This is a genomic window from Paraburkholderia sp. BR10872, assembly GCF_040965835.1.
Taxonomy (GTDB): Bacteria; Pseudomonadota; Gammaproteobacteria; order Burkholderiales; family Burkholderiaceae; genus Paraburkholderia; species Paraburkholderia nodosa_A.
The window spans coordinates 1-12711 of record NZ_JBFRCN010000007.1; the positions used below are offsets into that span (position 1 = coordinate 1).

The 12711-nt window shown below is 67.0% G+C and carries 13 protein-coding genes, 1 other RNA gene and 2 pseudogenes; 8 read left to right on the forward strand and 8 right to left on the reverse strand.

Going from position 1 to position 12711, the window contains the following annotated elements; all coding sequences use genetic code 11:
- A pseudogene (locus AB4Y43_RS07735) lies at positions 1-269 on the reverse strand (hypothetical protein); the annotation flags it as partial.
- On the opposite strand from AB4Y43_RS07735, the pseudogene AB4Y43_RS07740 reads away from it, so the two are divergent.
- A pseudogene (locus AB4Y43_RS07740) lies at positions 154-528 on the forward strand (aminotransferase class I/II-fold pyridoxal phosphate-dependent enzyme); the annotation flags it as partial. The pseudogenes AB4Y43_RS07735 and AB4Y43_RS07740 sit on opposite strands and share 116 nt — an antisense overlap.
- Complete coding sequence (locus AB4Y43_RS07745; RefSeq protein ID WP_368727383.1) at positions 528-1436, forward strand: cobalamin-binding protein; 909 nt, start codon at positions 528-530, stop codon at positions 1434-1436. The pseudogene AB4Y43_RS07740 and the gene AB4Y43_RS07745, both read left to right, overlap by 1 nt.
- 18 nt (positions 1437-1454) lie before the next feature.
- On the opposite strand, the gene cobC is transcribed toward AB4Y43_RS07745, so the two are convergent.
- The 5 genes from cobC to AB4Y43_RS07770 are packed head-to-tail and all read right to left on the reverse strand — an operon-like array spanning position 1455 to position 5763.
- A complete protein-coding gene (cobC, locus tag AB4Y43_RS07750) occupies positions 1455-2045 on the reverse strand; it encodes an alpha-ribazole phosphatase (RefSeq protein WP_368727384.1) in 591 nt (196 codons plus the stop codon).
- Entirely contained in the window at positions 2030-2806 is a 777-nt protein-coding gene (locus AB4Y43_RS07755; protein ID WP_069265513.1) for an adenosylcobinamide-GDP ribazoletransferase, read from the reverse strand. Before AB4Y43_RS07755 ends, cobC begins: the two co-directional genes overlap by 16 nt.
- A gap of 10 nt (positions 2807-2816) precedes the next feature.
- Positions 2817-3881 (reverse strand): nicotinate-nucleotide--dimethylbenzimidazole phosphoribosyltransferase, encoded by a 1065-nt coding sequence (gene cobT / locus AB4Y43_RS07760; protein ID WP_368727385.1) that lies wholly within the window; start codon positions 3879-3881, stop codon positions 2817-2819.
- A 41-nt stretch (positions 3882-3922) separates the two neighbouring features.
- Entirely contained in the window at positions 3923-4756 is an 834-nt protein-coding gene (locus tag AB4Y43_RS07765) for an ABC transporter ATP-binding protein (RefSeq protein WP_368727386.1), read from the reverse strand.
- On the reverse strand, positions 4753-5763 hold the full coding sequence (locus tag AB4Y43_RS07770; RefSeq protein WP_368727509.1) for a FecCD family ABC transporter permease: 1011 nt from the start codon (positions 5761-5763) through the stop codon (positions 4753-4755). Before AB4Y43_RS07770 ends, AB4Y43_RS07765 begins: the two co-directional genes overlap by 4 nt.
- A gap of 448 nt (positions 5764-6211) precedes the next feature.
- On the opposite strand from AB4Y43_RS07770, the gene AB4Y43_RS07775 reads away from it, so the two are divergent.
- From AB4Y43_RS07775 to AB4Y43_RS07795, 5 genes are all read left to right on the forward strand, one after another.
- A complete protein-coding gene (locus tag AB4Y43_RS07775) occupies positions 6212-6565 on the forward strand; it encodes an ATPase (RefSeq protein WP_069265453.1) in 354 nt (117 codons plus the stop codon).
- Positions 6562-6876, forward strand: a complete 315-nt coding sequence (locus tag AB4Y43_RS07780) for a cell division protein ZapA (RefSeq protein ID WP_042268772.1) — start codon at positions 6562-6564, stop codon at positions 6874-6876. The genes AB4Y43_RS07775 and AB4Y43_RS07780 overlap by 4 nt, the downstream gene beginning before the upstream one ends.
- A gap of 128 nt (positions 6877-7004) precedes the next feature.
- A non-coding RNA gene (gene ssrS, locus AB4Y43_RS07785) (6S RNA) lies at positions 7005-7186 on the forward strand.
- Positions 7187-7300: 114 nt separating this feature from the next.
- Positions 7301-7759 carry an EVE domain-containing protein gene (locus AB4Y43_RS07790; RefSeq protein ID WP_069265454.1) on the forward strand — a complete coding sequence of 153 codons (459 nt, stop codon included), beginning with the start codon at positions 7301-7303 and terminating at the stop codon, positions 7757-7759.
- 123 nt (positions 7760-7882) lie between these two features.
- Positions 7883-8617, forward strand: coding sequence for an SIMPL domain-containing protein (locus AB4Y43_RS07795; RefSeq protein ID WP_069265514.1), 735 nt, complete (start codon positions 7883-7885; stop codon positions 8615-8617).
- Between the two features lie 100 nt (positions 8618-8717).
- Here the strand turns inward: AB4Y43_RS07795 and lgt are convergent, their stop codons facing one another.
- Both lgt and AB4Y43_RS07805 read right to left on the reverse strand, forming a co-directional pair.
- Positions 8718-9641, reverse strand: coding sequence for a prolipoprotein diacylglyceryl transferase (lgt, locus tag AB4Y43_RS07800; protein ID WP_368727387.1), 924 nt, complete (start codon positions 9639-9641; stop codon positions 8718-8720).
- Between the two features lie 236 nt (positions 9642-9877).
- Positions 9878-10837, reverse strand: a complete 960-nt coding sequence (locus AB4Y43_RS07805; RefSeq protein ID WP_368727388.1) for a LysR family transcriptional regulator — start codon at positions 10835-10837, stop codon at positions 9878-9880.
- Between the two features lie 171 nt (positions 10838-11008).
- Here AB4Y43_RS07805 and ilvD point away from each other — a divergent pair, with 171 nt between their 5' ends.
- Complete coding sequence (ilvD, locus tag AB4Y43_RS07810) at positions 11009-12682, forward strand: dihydroxy-acid dehydratase (RefSeq protein WP_368727389.1); 1674 nt, start codon at positions 11009-11011, stop codon at positions 12680-12682.
- Positions 12683-12711: the final 29 nt, after the last annotated feature.

Genomic DNA, 12711 nt, shown 5'->3' on the forward strand with positions numbered 1-12711 from the left:
GATGGCACCGGCGGCACAGGGTAGCCGTGCGGATTGATGCCGGTGGAAAGGTCGATCCACGCGTGCCAGGCGATGCCGTAACGCTGCGCGGCTTCGTGCAGATCGCCGGGCAAGTTCTTCGGGCTCGCGGGCGCGCGCTGCGGATTCGCGCTCGGCGCGCCTGCCCTGCTGGCCGCGTTGCGCGCGCATCTGGGCGCGTGGACGGTGAGCGGGCCGGCGCGCCACGCGGTCACCCATGCGTTCGAAGACAGCGCGTGGCAGAACGAAATGCGCATTCGGCTCGCCGCCGAAAGCGCGCGCCTCGTCGCGCTGCTGCGCGCTCACGGCTTCACGCCGCACGCCACGCCGCTGTTCGCGTGGCTCGCGGACCCACGCGCGCCGGTGCTGCAGGACGCACTCGCGCGCCACGCCGTATGGACGCGCCGCTTCGACGCACCGGCCAGCCTGCGCTTTGGCCTGCCCGCGTCAGAAAGCGAATGGCAGCGCTTCGAAAGCGCACTCGGACAAGCCATGCGGGCGATCGGCTGATGCGCGCAGCCGTCATTGCGTTGGCGCTGCTGGCCGCGACGCTCCTGCCGTGCGCCGCGCATGCGACCGTCACCGCCATCGACGACGCGGGCAACACCGTCACCCTCCCCGCGCCAGCGCAGCGCGTAGTGAGCCTCGCGCCCCACGTGACCGAACTGCTCTACGCCGCAGGCGGCGGCGCGAAAGTGGTCGGCGCCGTGGCCTACAGCGACTACCCGCCCGAAGCGCAAAAAGTGCCGCACGTGGGCGACAACCGCGCGCTCGACCTCGAGCGCATCGCCGCGCTCAAGCCCGACCTCATCGTGGTCTGGCGTCACGGCAACGCTCAGCAACAGCTCGATCGTCTGCGCGCGCTGCACATCCCCCTCTTTTTCAGCGAGCCACACAAGCTCGACGATGTCGCGACCTCGCTCACGCGCCTCGGTGTGCTGCTCGGCACCGAAGACGCTGCGCAGGCCGCCGCGAATGCCTACCGCCGCGACATCGCGCAGCTGCACGCGCGCTATGCGCAGCGCGCATCCGTGAGCGTGTTCTACGAAGTCTGGGATCAGCCGCTGATGACCATCAACGGCTCGCACATGATCAGCGACGTGATCGCGCTCTGCGGCGGCCGCAACGTGTTCGCGGCCCTCGAACCGCTCGTGCCGACGGTATCGACGGAAGCCGTCCTCGCGGCCAATCCCGATGCGATCGTCACCGCGTCGCAAGGCGCGACGTCGCCGGAGCGCCCGCTGCCGGGCCTCGAGCGCTGGCGCGCCTGGCCGGCGCTAGCCGCCGTCGCGCGCGGCAATCTCTTCGCCATCGACGGCGATCTGCTCACGCGCCCCGCGCCGCGCATCGCCCAGGGCGCGGCGCAGTTGTGCGAGGATCTCGACCTCGCCCGCTCGCGCAACGCCGCCGCGCATTGATTCGCTATCCTCAGCGACTTACCAGGCGTTCCAGCGCGCGAGCAGCCACAGGGCGCTCGACGAGTCGTAACGCAAATGCACGATGGCGCCCATCTCCAGCGGCCAGCGCACACAACGCGCGAGCGGCATGCCGAGCGCGCGCGCCGTGACGGTGCGGATCACGCCCGCATGCGTGACGGCCCAAACGGTGCGCTTCTCGCGCGCGTCGAGCGTATCGAACCAGCTGCTCACGCGCGCATCGAACTGCGCGACGCTCTCACCGCCATGCTCGCGCGCATGCTCGAAATTCGCGGCCCATGCGTCGATCTGCGCGCGCTCGATCGCGTCCCAGCGCTGCATCTCCCATGCGCCGAAATCCATCTCCGCGAGGCGTGCTTCGGCTTGCGGCGTGTGGCCGCGCAGACGGCCGAGCGCCGCCGCCACGCTCGCGCAGCGCGTGAGCGGGCTCGTTTCGATACGCTGCGGTTCGCGCACGCCGAGCGCCGCGATCCGCTCAGCGAGCGACGCGGCCTGCTGCGTCGCGTCGCCCGCGAGCGGCACATCGCTCGCGCCGTAGCACACGCCCGCATCCACCGCCACGGCGGGATGACGGATCAGAACGAGATCCATGCGAGTCCCACGAGGTAGATGGCGATCTCGAACACCTGTTGCGCCAAGCCGAGACAATCGCCCGTATAGCCGCCGATGCGCCGCACGAAGTAACGCCCCAGTGCATAGCGCAACACGGCGAGCACGCCGAGCGTCGCGACGCCCGCGCGCCAGTCGGGCGCACCGGACCACACCGGCCAGAACAGCCACGGCAGGCCGAACACGCACGCGCACAGCCACGCGGGCATGCTCATGCGCTGCGCGACGGGCTTGGCCTTGCCCTCGGCACGCACATACTCGAGCGAGACGAGATAGCTGATCGCGCACGCGCGGCTCGCGGCGTGGCCGGCGATCATCAGCATCGCGGCGCGTGCCGGCGGCAGCGCCGCGAGCGTCTGCCACTTGAGCGCGAGCGCCACCACGAGACCGATCGCGCCAAATGCGCCGATGCGCGAATCGTGCATGATGCGCAGCACGTCCTCGCGGGCGTACGCGCCGCCGAATGCGTCGAGGCAGTCGGCGAGACCGTCTTCGTGAAAGGCGCCCGTCGCGAGGAGCGTGACCGCCATCGACAGCAGCACGGCCACGTTCGCCGGAAACACGCGCAGCGCGGCGAGATAGACGAGCGCCGCGAGCGCGCCGATCAACGCGCCGACGAACGGAAAGTAACGCGCCGCCGCGTTGAGCCAGGCGGGCTCGAAGCCCACCCAGCGCGGCACCGGCACGCGCGTGAAATAGCCGAGCGCCGTGAAGAAATAACGCAGCTCCGCAAGCGGATTCATCGCGCGACGCTCAGGCGTGGCGATCACTGCGATTGTCGACGCCGGCCGACTCGAAGCTCGCCATGTCGTTGAGGAACGCGACCGCCGCGCGCAGCAGCGGCACCGCCAGCGCCGCGCCCGTGCCCTCGCCCAGACGCAGGTCGAGCGTAAGCAGTTCGCGCGCGCCGAAGTGATCGAGCATGCGGCGATGCCCCGCTTCGTTCGATGCGTGCGCAAACACGCAGTAGTCGCGCACGTTCGGCGCGAGCGAGTCGGCCACGAGCAGCGCCGAGGTAGCGATGAAGCCGTCGACGAGAATCGCCATGCGCGAGCGCGCCGCTTCGAGATATGCGCCCGCCATCATCGCGATTTCGAAGCCGCCGAACGCGGCGAGCACGTCGAGCGGCTCGCGCGCATCGGCGTGATGCGCGAGCGCCGCCGCGAGCACATTGCGCTTTTTCGCGAGGCCCGCATTGTCGAGGCCCGTGCCGCGCCCGACGCATTCATCGATCGGCACGCCGCACAACCGGCTCATCAGGCACGCGGCCGACGACGTGTTCGCAATGCCCATTTCGCCAAAGCCGATCACGTTCGTGCCGAGCGCCGCGTGATGACGCACGCGCTCGGCGCCCGCCGCAAGCGCGGCGAGGGCTTCGTCGCGCGTCATGGCGCGCTCGTGCGCAAAGTTGCGCGTGCCGGCCGCGATGGGCACATCGACGAGTGTCGGCGACGGCGGCAGCGGCGACGCCACGCCCGCGTTGACGACTTCGAGCGTGAGTCCCGCCACGCTGCTGAACACGTTGATCGCCGCGCCCCCTGCCACGAAGTTCGCGACCATCTGCGCGGTCACGGCCTGCGGGTAAGGGCTCACGCCTTCGGCGGCGATGCCGTGGTCGCCTGCGAAGACGATCATCACGGGACGCTCGACGCCCGGGCGCGTCGTGCCCTGGATCATGCCGAGCTGGCGCGCCAGGGTTTCGAGGCGGCCGAGACTGCCGGGCGGTTTGGTCTTCGTGTCGATGAGGCGTTGCAGTTCGTCGCGCAACGAGAGATCGAGCGGTTCGACGGCGAGCAGTTCGGTAAGCGATGACGTCATGGTGTATTTCGTTTCAAAGTGATGCGGGCGACAGCGGCGCACTAGTGCACGCCATTCGATCCCGGCGAATGCGGTGATGAAGATGTCGGTACGAGTGCGGGTACAAGCGCCTCGTGCGCGCCCTCGCGTATCAGCACGAGCGGATGTCCGAATGCGGCGCTCGCGCGTTCCGGCGTGAGCACATCGCGCACGGGGCCCGCGTGAAAACCGCCGCGGCCATCGAGCAGGAGCGCGTGCGTCGCGAAGCGCCGCGCAAGATTGAGATCGTGGCACGAAAGCAGCACGGCGCGCGCTTCACTGCGCACCCAGTGCGAGAGCGCTTCGAGACACGCAATCTGATGATGCAGGTCCAGATGGGCGAGCGGCTCGTCGAGCAGCAGGAGCGGCGCGCCCTGACACAGCGCGGCGGCAAGCGCGACGCGCTGGCGCTCGCCGCCAGAGAGCGACAGCACATCGCGCGCCGCGAACGCTTCGAGGCCGAGCGTGGCGAGCGCGGCGTGCGCGGCGGCGCGATCGGCATCGGCTTCCCAGCCCCAGCCCGAAAGATGCGGATAGCGATTGAGCAGCACGGTGTCGATCACGCTCGCGCTGAAGGCGTCGCGCTGGTCCTGCGGCATCAGCGCGCGACGCTGCGCGAGGCGCACCGGCGGCCACTGTGCGAGCGCGATGCCCTCGACTTCGACGCGTCCCGCCGAGGGCTCGCCCAGGCCCGCGAGCGCACCGATCAGTGTGGTCTTGCCCGCGCCATTTGCGCCCGCCACACACCAGATTTCGCCGGCGGCAAACTTTTGCGTGAGCGATTCCACGAGCGTGCGCGCGCCCGCGCGCAACGTGAGCGCGTGGACCGCGAGCAGGGGGGGATGCGTATCGCTCATCGTCCGCGCCTCGCGAGCAGCATCCACAGGAATACCGGCACGCCCGCGAGCGCGGTCACGACGCCCACCGGCAACTGCGCGGGCGCCGCCACCGTACGCGCGACGAGGTCCGCGCCCATCACGGCCACGCCGCCCGCGAGCGCGGCGGCCGGCACGAGCATGCGCTGGTCGTTGCCGAACGCGAGGCGCAGCATGTGGGGCACGACGAGCCCCACGAAGCCGATGGTACCGCCCGTCGTCACCGCAGCGGCCGCCGCGAGCGACGCAGCAAGATAAATGCCCACGCGCAGACGCAGCACCGGCACACCGAGCGCCTGCGCGGCAGCGTCGCCGCGCAGCAGCACGTTGAGCATCGGCGCGGCGGGCACGATGCACGCAAGGACCACGCCAAGCGTTGCGAGCGCGGGCCATGGCCTGCCCGCGCCATTGAGGTCGCCCGTGAGCCAGAACAGCATGCCGCGCAGGCGCGTGTCGGGCGCGAGCGTGAGCAGCAGTGTGATCAATGCGCCCCAGCCTGCCGCCGTCACCGCGCCCGTCAGGAGCAGCCGCGGCGAGCTGTCTTGTGGCTCGCCGCGCCACAACTCGCGGCGCGCGAGGCCGAGCACGAGCAGGATCGAAACGAACGCACCCGCACACGCGCTCGCCTGCACGCCCCACCACGCCACACCAGCGATCATCGCCACGAGTGCGAATGCGGCAGCGCCGCCAGACACACCGAGCACGTAGGGCTCCGCAAGCGGATTGCGCAGCAGCACCTGCAGCAGCGCCCCCGCCAGCGCGAGCAAGCCGCCGCATGCAAACCCCGCCAACGCGCGCGGCAAGCGCAGCGTACGCACGATTTCGATCGCCACGTCCGGCGCGCCGTGCACGTCATGCGTGGGAGCGAGCGCCGCCAGCGCCTGCGCAAACGTCACGCTCACGCTGCCGGTTGCAAGCGATGCAGCGAACACCACGAGCGCCACGGCTGCGAGCGCGGCCCAGATCATGCATGCACGGCGCGCGCTCATCGAGCGGCGCGGCAGCGCGTGTAATGGCGGCACGGGCGGCACAGGCGGTACAGCATGGGACTCATCGCGGCTCATGGAACGCATCGGGGAACTCGGCAGCGGATTTCAATCAAGCTCGCACAAAAAGACAGCAGGGGTATAGCAGGCCACGACAGAGCGCAGTATTTTGGTCGCCAGGGATTCTGCATGACGTGGCATAAGCCGTTCGCGAAAGCACTGGCAAAAGACCATGAATCCGTGATGTTATAACGCGCAGACCACGATCGAGACGATGCGCTGCGCGCGCGGCCTTGGCAAATTACGTTCCCGCCCAGCGTATGCAGCACACGTAGCGAGGGTTTCGGGCCTGATTCCGGTAAGAAGCCGGGTTGTTACGTCTGGAAACGACACAATTATCAAAATACGCGTTAATCCGCGCTAGAATGCCTGTCTTTAGAGGACGCAGCACATGCTCAACGAACTCGAAACACTCTCACAAAACATCGGGCGGCTGATCGAGATTAATCAGCGCCAACATGAAGCACGCCTCGCACTCGAAGAGCAACTCGCGCAGCTGCGTGCGCAATGCGACGAAACACGCACCGAACTCGAACAGGTCCGCGAGGAGCGCGCCGCGCTGCAGGCAGAGCGCGATGCACTCTCGGCCAAGATCGACGATGCGCAGGTGCGTCTGAACGCGATCCTCGAAAAGCTGCCACGCGCACGCGCTGGTAACGAGCGCGACAACCAGCTCGATCTGCTCGAGCCGTCGCAGAGCACCGACGACGACAGCAACGCGGCCCGCCACGGAGAAAATGCATGACCACCAAGCAGATCGAAGCGACGATACTCGGCCAAACCTATCGCCTCGTCTGTTCGCCGGAAACGGAACAGGCACTGCTCGAAGCCGTGGCGCGCGTGGACGCCGAGATGTCGAAGATCCGCAATCACAGCAACGTGCGCGGCACCGATCGCATCGCCGTCATGGCGGCGCTCTCGCTCGCCTCGGAACTGCTGCGCCTGCAAACCAGCGTGCGTCACGGGGAAGCATTCCCAGCCGAAGAAATCCGTCGTACAATGCGCCAAATGAACGAACAACTCGGCGCTGTCATTCATCAGTACGGTGTGCAATAAGCGCTGATGTACACCGCGGTTGTAAGCCGCAGTATTACGCAGCAACGTGCGGTATGATGTTGTTCAAAGGTAGCGTTGATTTGTTTAGAAACGCGCGTTTCTAAACACGCTGCCAACCAGTTTAGTCAGCTTCCCTGCCTGGTTCGCCAAGGTCATATATTCCTTGAACCAATGCCATGTGCACGGTTGCGGAAATTTGTAGCACGGGCGTGCGCGTCACACAGTCTGATGTACCCGAAGTGCTGCTAACTGCGACCAATTCTGAACCCTCGGTTCAGGATGCCGGCCTAGCGGCTATGGCGGGGACCTATTCAAACGGCATCGGACGACAGTCCGATGCCGTTTTCCTTTGTGCGGCGTGCATTGGCGACTTTCGCGGCATGCGCGCTCGCCCCTCCCCCCTTTTCGACGTGAACTTCGACTCATGCGCTACTGGCTGATGAAGTCCGAACCCGACGAAGCAAGCATCGACGACCTCGCAAACGCGCCGCAGCGCACGCTGCCCTGGACCGGCGTCCGAAACTACCAGGCGCGCAATTTCATGCGCGACACCATGCAGCAAGGCGACGGCGTGCTGTTCTACCACTCGAGCTGCCCCGAGCCCGGCATCGCAGGCATCGCGCAGGTGTCGTCCACGGCCTACCCCGATCCCACGCAGTTCGATCCGAAAAGCCCTTACTACGACGCGAAATCGACGCACGAGAATCCGCGCTGGATGCTCGTCGACGTCGTATTCAAGAAGAAGTGCCCGCTGATTTCTCTCGCCGCCTTGCGCGAGCACGAGGAACTCGCGGACATGCGCGTGCTCGCCAAGGGCAACCGCCTCTCGATCACGCCGGTCACCACGGCCGAGTGGAACTTCATCACGAAACATCTGATGTGATGCGGTTCGGCCTCGATGGCCGGCACGCATACAGCATTCGTGCGCGACTTCAAGCACAATCGCGCACAGTCGCGCGTCACAACAGATGCCTCGCGCGCGACGCCAGTTCTGCAAGGAGCCTCAATGAACCGAAAAACCGTCGTCACGCTCGCCGCCGCATTGGCTGCCGCCCTCCCCCTCGCCCTGACGCTCGCACCGGGCGCCGCGTTCGCACAGAGCGACGCGCGCTTGCAGCAGCCCTCGGGCGTGCTTTCGCTGTCCGCGCAGGCGAGCGCCGAAGTGCCTCAGGACGTCGTCAACATTACGCTGTTCTACGAACAGGAAGCGAACGATCCCGCCTCGCTCACCGCGACGCTCAATCAGCGCGCCGACTCCGCGCTTCAACGGGCCAGAGGCGTCGCGGGCGTGACCGCGCACTCGGGCCAGTTCTCGATCTTCCCTTCGACGGATCGCGACGGGCGCATCTCCGCCTGGCGCGGCCGCACGGAAGTCGTACTCGAGTCGCATGATTTCGCGGCGGCATCGAAGCTCGCCGGCGATCTCTCGTCGATCATGCAGGTGGGCAACGTGCAATTCTCGCTGTCGCCCGAAGCGCAGCGCGCCGCCGAGCAAAAACTTTCGGGCCAGGCAATCGCCTCGTTCCGCGACCAGGCCCTCTCGGCCACGCGCGCGTTCGGCTATAGCAGCTACTCGATTCGCGACGTGAACGTGGGGCACTCGGGCGTGATGCCGCGCCCCATGATGATGATGAGCGCACGCGCGGCTTCGGCTGACGCGAAGATGTCGTCGCCCGTGCCGCTCGAAGGCGGCACGTCCACGGTGACGGTCAACGTTTCCGGCTCGGTGCAGATGAAGTAAGGTGCGCCATACGAGCCACGCAAGCACGCAAGTAAAAAGGCCACGGTGAAAACCGTGGCCTTTTTCATGGGCTAAAACGCGAGGTGCGTTCGCGCGCGTGTCAGCTCTTCGCGCCCGCTACCTGCGCGCGGTCGTTGCCGTCCTTGCCACGTTTGGCGCGGCGATACGCCCACGCCATCAGGCCAATCCCCACGATGATCATCGGCAGCGAGAGCCACTGGCCCATCGAGAGGCCGAGCGCAAGCAGGCCGAGGAAGTCATCGGGTTCGCGTGCGAACTCGACCGTGAAGCGCGCGAGACCATAGCCGATCAGGAACATCGCCGAAATCGCGCCGACGGGGCGCGGCTTGCGCGCGAACAGAATCAGCACGATGAAGAGCGCAATGCCTTCCAGCGCGATTTCATACAGTTCCGAAGGATGGCGCGGCAGCAGATGGTACTGCGCGAACACTTCGTTCAGGTGCCACTGCGCGGCCAGTTGCGGATGCGCGGCGAGCCACGCGGCGTCGTCGTTTGCGGCGCCGGGAAACAGCATGGCCCACGGCGAATCGGGCGAGGTCACTCGGCCCCACAGCTCGCCGTTGATGAAGTTGCCGAGACGGCCAAAGGCGAGCCCCGTGGGCACCATCGGCGCGACGAAGTCCGTGACCTGCAGCCAGGTGCGCCCGCGTTGCCACGCGAACAGGATCATCGCGAACGTCACGCCGAGGAAGCCGCCGTGAAACGACATGCCGCCTTCCCACACCTTGAAGATGTCGAGCGGATGCGCGAGATACCAGCTCGCCTTGTAGAACAGCACGTACCCCAGGCGCCCGCCCAGGATCGTGCCGAGCACGCCGTAGAACAGCATGTCGTCGATGTCTTTCGCGGTCCAGCCTTGCGCCGCCACGTACGGCAGACGCAGACGAAGACGGCCGATCACGATCGCCAGAATGAAGCCGACGAGATACATGAGGCCGTACCAGCGCACGGCGAGCGGCCCCAGATGAATGGCGACGGGGTCGAAGTTCGGGTGGATGAGCATCGTGGATGAAGTCTTGTCGGCGATATCGAATGAAATCGGGTTTGTAAGCAGTCGCGCGCCGCTCACACAAGCGGGCAAAGCGCGTTGGACGTTAGCAAGGCGGCGAGGTTCGCCGCCCGCGCGTCACGGCGTGACATTATCGCCGACGCGAGGGGGCGCAAACCAAAATGCACGTTTGGCGATGCGCGGCGAGTGTCACGGTGACAGATGACGCGCGCGGCACACCCAGCTTCAGACTAGCCCTTGCGCGCCGGGCCACCCGCCGTCGCCGCGTGCGCGCGCACGATCTCGATGAACGCCGCGAGCACCGGGCTCACCTCGGCCGAGCGCCAGACGAGGCCCGTTTCGATGGCCGGCACCGCCCCGGCGAGCGGCCGGTACACGACGCCCGTGCGCCGCAGATGGCGCAGCGACTGCGGCACGAGCGCCACGCCCATGCCGGCCGAGACGAGGCTCACGATCGTCTGCATCTGGATCGCTTCCTGGCCGATCAGGGGCACGAGGCCGGCCGCGCCGTAGCAGTCCATGATGGTGTCGTAGAAGCCGGGGGCCAGATGGCGCGGGAAGACGACGAGCGGCACATCGGCGAGATCGCGCAGGCTCACGGGCTCGTCGTGCCAGTCGTCGGCTGAAGGGCCGCCAAGGCGCACCGAAAGCGCCGAGGGCATGGCGACCACGAGCGGCTCGCGCGCGAGCCGCTGGTAAGCAAGCTGAGCCGCGTGGCGCAGCGGCACGGGTGCAATGACGAGGCCGGCGTCGATGCGCCCCGCCACCAGTTCTTCCACCTGCACGTCGCTCGTGGCTTCGGCGAGCTGCAGGCGCACGCGCGGATAGCGCGCGCCGAACTCGCGCAACAGAAGCGGCAGCAAGCCGTAGTCGGCGGTCGAAACGAAGGCCAGCGCGAGCACGCCCGCCTCGCCGCGTGCGAGGCTCTGGGCGAGCGGCCGCAACGCTTGCGCGCTCGCCAGCAGGCGCCTGACCTCCGGCAGCAGATCGGCGCCCACGGCCGTCAATTCGACCGAACGACGCGTGCGCGCGAACAGCTCCACCCCCAGCGTCTCCTCGAGCGCGCGAATGGCCTGCGAGAGCGGCGGCTGCGTCATCGACAGGCGCGCCGCCGCGCGGCCGAAATGCTGCTCCTCGGCCACGGCGACGAAATAGCGAAGCTGGCGCAGATCGGGGATTGTCGGGTTCATCGGCGGCGGTTCTCGAGCTGTTTCATGCTGATATGTTTTTCGACTCAATAGACCACGAATAATATATTGGACAGCGTTCTCGCGAAATCGCATGCTTCGATAGACGTGCCGGCGCGCCCCCAAAACACAACCCACTCCCGGCATCCGAGACAAAATCCACCGGAGGTCCCCATGCCCTATAACCGTCGTTCGAAGCACATCACGCAAGGCGTCGCCCGTTCGCCCAACCGTTCGATGTATTACGCGCTCGGCTACGAGAAAGCCGACTTCGACAAGCCGATGATCGGCGTCGCCAATGGTCATTCGACCATCACGCCGTGCAACGCCGGCCTGCAGCGCCTGACCGACGCGGCCGTCGACGCCGTCAAGCGCGCCGACGCGAACCCGCAGACCTTTGGCACGCCCACGATCTCGGACGGCATGTCGATGGGCACCGAGGGCATGAAGTACTCGCTCGTCTCGCGCGAAGTCATCGCCGACTGCATCGAGACCTGCGTGCAAGGCCAGTGGATGGACGGCGTAGTCGTGATCGGCGGCTGCGACAAGAACATGCCCGGCGGCATGATCGCGCTCGCGCGCATCAACGTGCCCGGCATTTACGTGTATGGCGGCACGATCCGCCCGGGCAACTGGAAGGGAAAGGCGCTCACCATCGTCTCGGCGTTCGAGGCCGTGGGCGAATTCACCGCGGGGCGCATGACCGAAGAAGATTTCGAAGGCGTCGAGAAAAACGCCTGCCCGTCAACGGGTTCGTGCGGCGGCATGTACACCGCGAACACGATGAGCTCGTCGTTCGAGGCGCTCGGCATGTCGCTCATGTATTCGTCGACGATGGCCAACCCCGACGAGGAGAAAGTCGACTCGGCGGCGGAATCGGCGCGCGTGCTGGTCGAGGCCGTCAAGCAGGACCTCAAGCCGCGCGACATCATCACGAAGAAGTCGATCGAGAACGCCGTGGCGCTCATCATGGCGACGGGCGGTTCGACCAACGCCGTGCTGCACTACCTCGCCATCGCGCATGCCGCGGAAATCGAATGGACCATCGACGACTTCGAGCGCATGCGCAAGAAGGTGCCGGTGATCTGCGACCTGAAGCCTTCGGGGCAATACGTCGCCACCGACCTGCACGAGGCCGGCGGCATTCCGCAGGTGCTCAAGATCCTGCTCGATGCGGGCCTCCTGCATGGCGACTGCATCACTATCACGGGCAAAACCATCGCGGAAGAACTCAAGGACGTGCCGTCCGCGCCGCGCGCGGACCAGAAGGTGATCTTCCCCATCAGCCAGGCGCTGTACAAGGAAGGCCATCTGGCGATCCTCAAGGGCAACCTCGCGACGCACGGCGCGGTCGCCAAGATCACCGGTCTGAAGAATCCGGTGATTACGGGCCCCGCGCGCGTGTTCGACGACGAGCAGAGCGCGATGGAAGCCATCCTCGCAGACAAGATCAAGGCCGGCGACGTCGTCGTGCTGCGCTACCTCGGCCCGAAGGGCGGCCCCGGCATGCCGGAAATGCTCGCGCCGACTTCGGCGATCATCGGCAAGGGGCTTGGGGAGTCGGTTGGGCTCATCACCGATGGGCGCTTCTCGGGCGGCACCTGGGGCATGGTAGTGGGTCACGTCGCGCCGGAAGCGTTCGAAGGCGGCACGATCGCGCTCGTGCAGGAAGGCGACTCGATCACCATCGACGCTCACACGCTGCTGCTGCAACTGAACGTGGACGACGCCGAACTCGCGCGCCGGCGCGCGGCCTGGAAGCAGCCCGCGCCGCGTTACACGCGCGGCGTGATGGCGAAGTACGCGGCGCTCGCGCGCCCGGCGAACCAGGGCGCGGTGACGGGCTAGGCGGAGCCTGGCGTCATTCGAATCTCGAC

Coding starts and splice junctions, on each gene's coding strand:
- AB4Y43_RS07745 (WP_368727383.1), top strand. CDS start 528: ATGCGCGCAGCCGTCATTGCGTTGGCGCTGCTGGCCGCGACGCTCCTG.
- cobC (WP_368727384.1), bottom strand. CDS start 2,045: ATGGATCTCGTTCTGATCCGTCATCCCGCCGTGGCGGTGGATGCGGGC.
- AB4Y43_RS07755 (WP_069265513.1), bottom strand. CDS start 2,806: ATGAATCCGCTTGCGGAGCTGCGTTATTTCTTCACGGCGCTCGGCTAT.
- cobT (WP_368727385.1), bottom strand. CDS start 3,881: ATGACGTCATCGCTTACCGAACTGCTCGCCGTCGAACCGCTCGATCTC.
- AB4Y43_RS07765 (WP_368727386.1), bottom strand. CDS start 4,756: ATGAGCGATACGCATCCCCCCCTGCTCGCGGTCCACGCGCTCACGTTG.
- AB4Y43_RS07770 (WP_368727509.1), bottom strand. CDS start 5,763: ATGAGCGCGCGCCGTGCATGCATGATCTGGGCCGCGCTCGCAGCCGTG.
- AB4Y43_RS07775 (WP_069265453.1), top strand. CDS start 6,212: ATGCTCAACGAACTCGAAACACTCTCACAAAACATCGGGCGGCTGATC.
- AB4Y43_RS07780 (WP_042268772.1), top strand. CDS start 6,562: ATGACCACCAAGCAGATCGAAGCGACGATACTCGGCCAAACCTATCGC.
- AB4Y43_RS07790 (WP_069265454.1), top strand. CDS start 7,301: ATGCGCTACTGGCTGATGAAGTCCGAACCCGACGAAGCAAGCATCGAC.
- AB4Y43_RS07795 (WP_069265514.1), top strand. CDS start 7,883: ATGAACCGAAAAACCGTCGTCACGCTCGCCGCCGCATTGGCTGCCGCC.
- lgt (WP_368727387.1), bottom strand. CDS start 9,641: ATGCTCATCCACCCGAACTTCGACCCCGTCGCCATTCATCTGGGGCCG.
- AB4Y43_RS07805 (WP_368727388.1), bottom strand. CDS start 10,837: ATGAACCCGACAATCCCCGATCTGCGCCAGCTTCGCTATTTCGTCGCC.
- ilvD (WP_368727389.1), top strand. CDS start 11,009: ATGCCCTATAACCGTCGTTCGAAGCACATCACGCAAGGCGTCGCCCGT.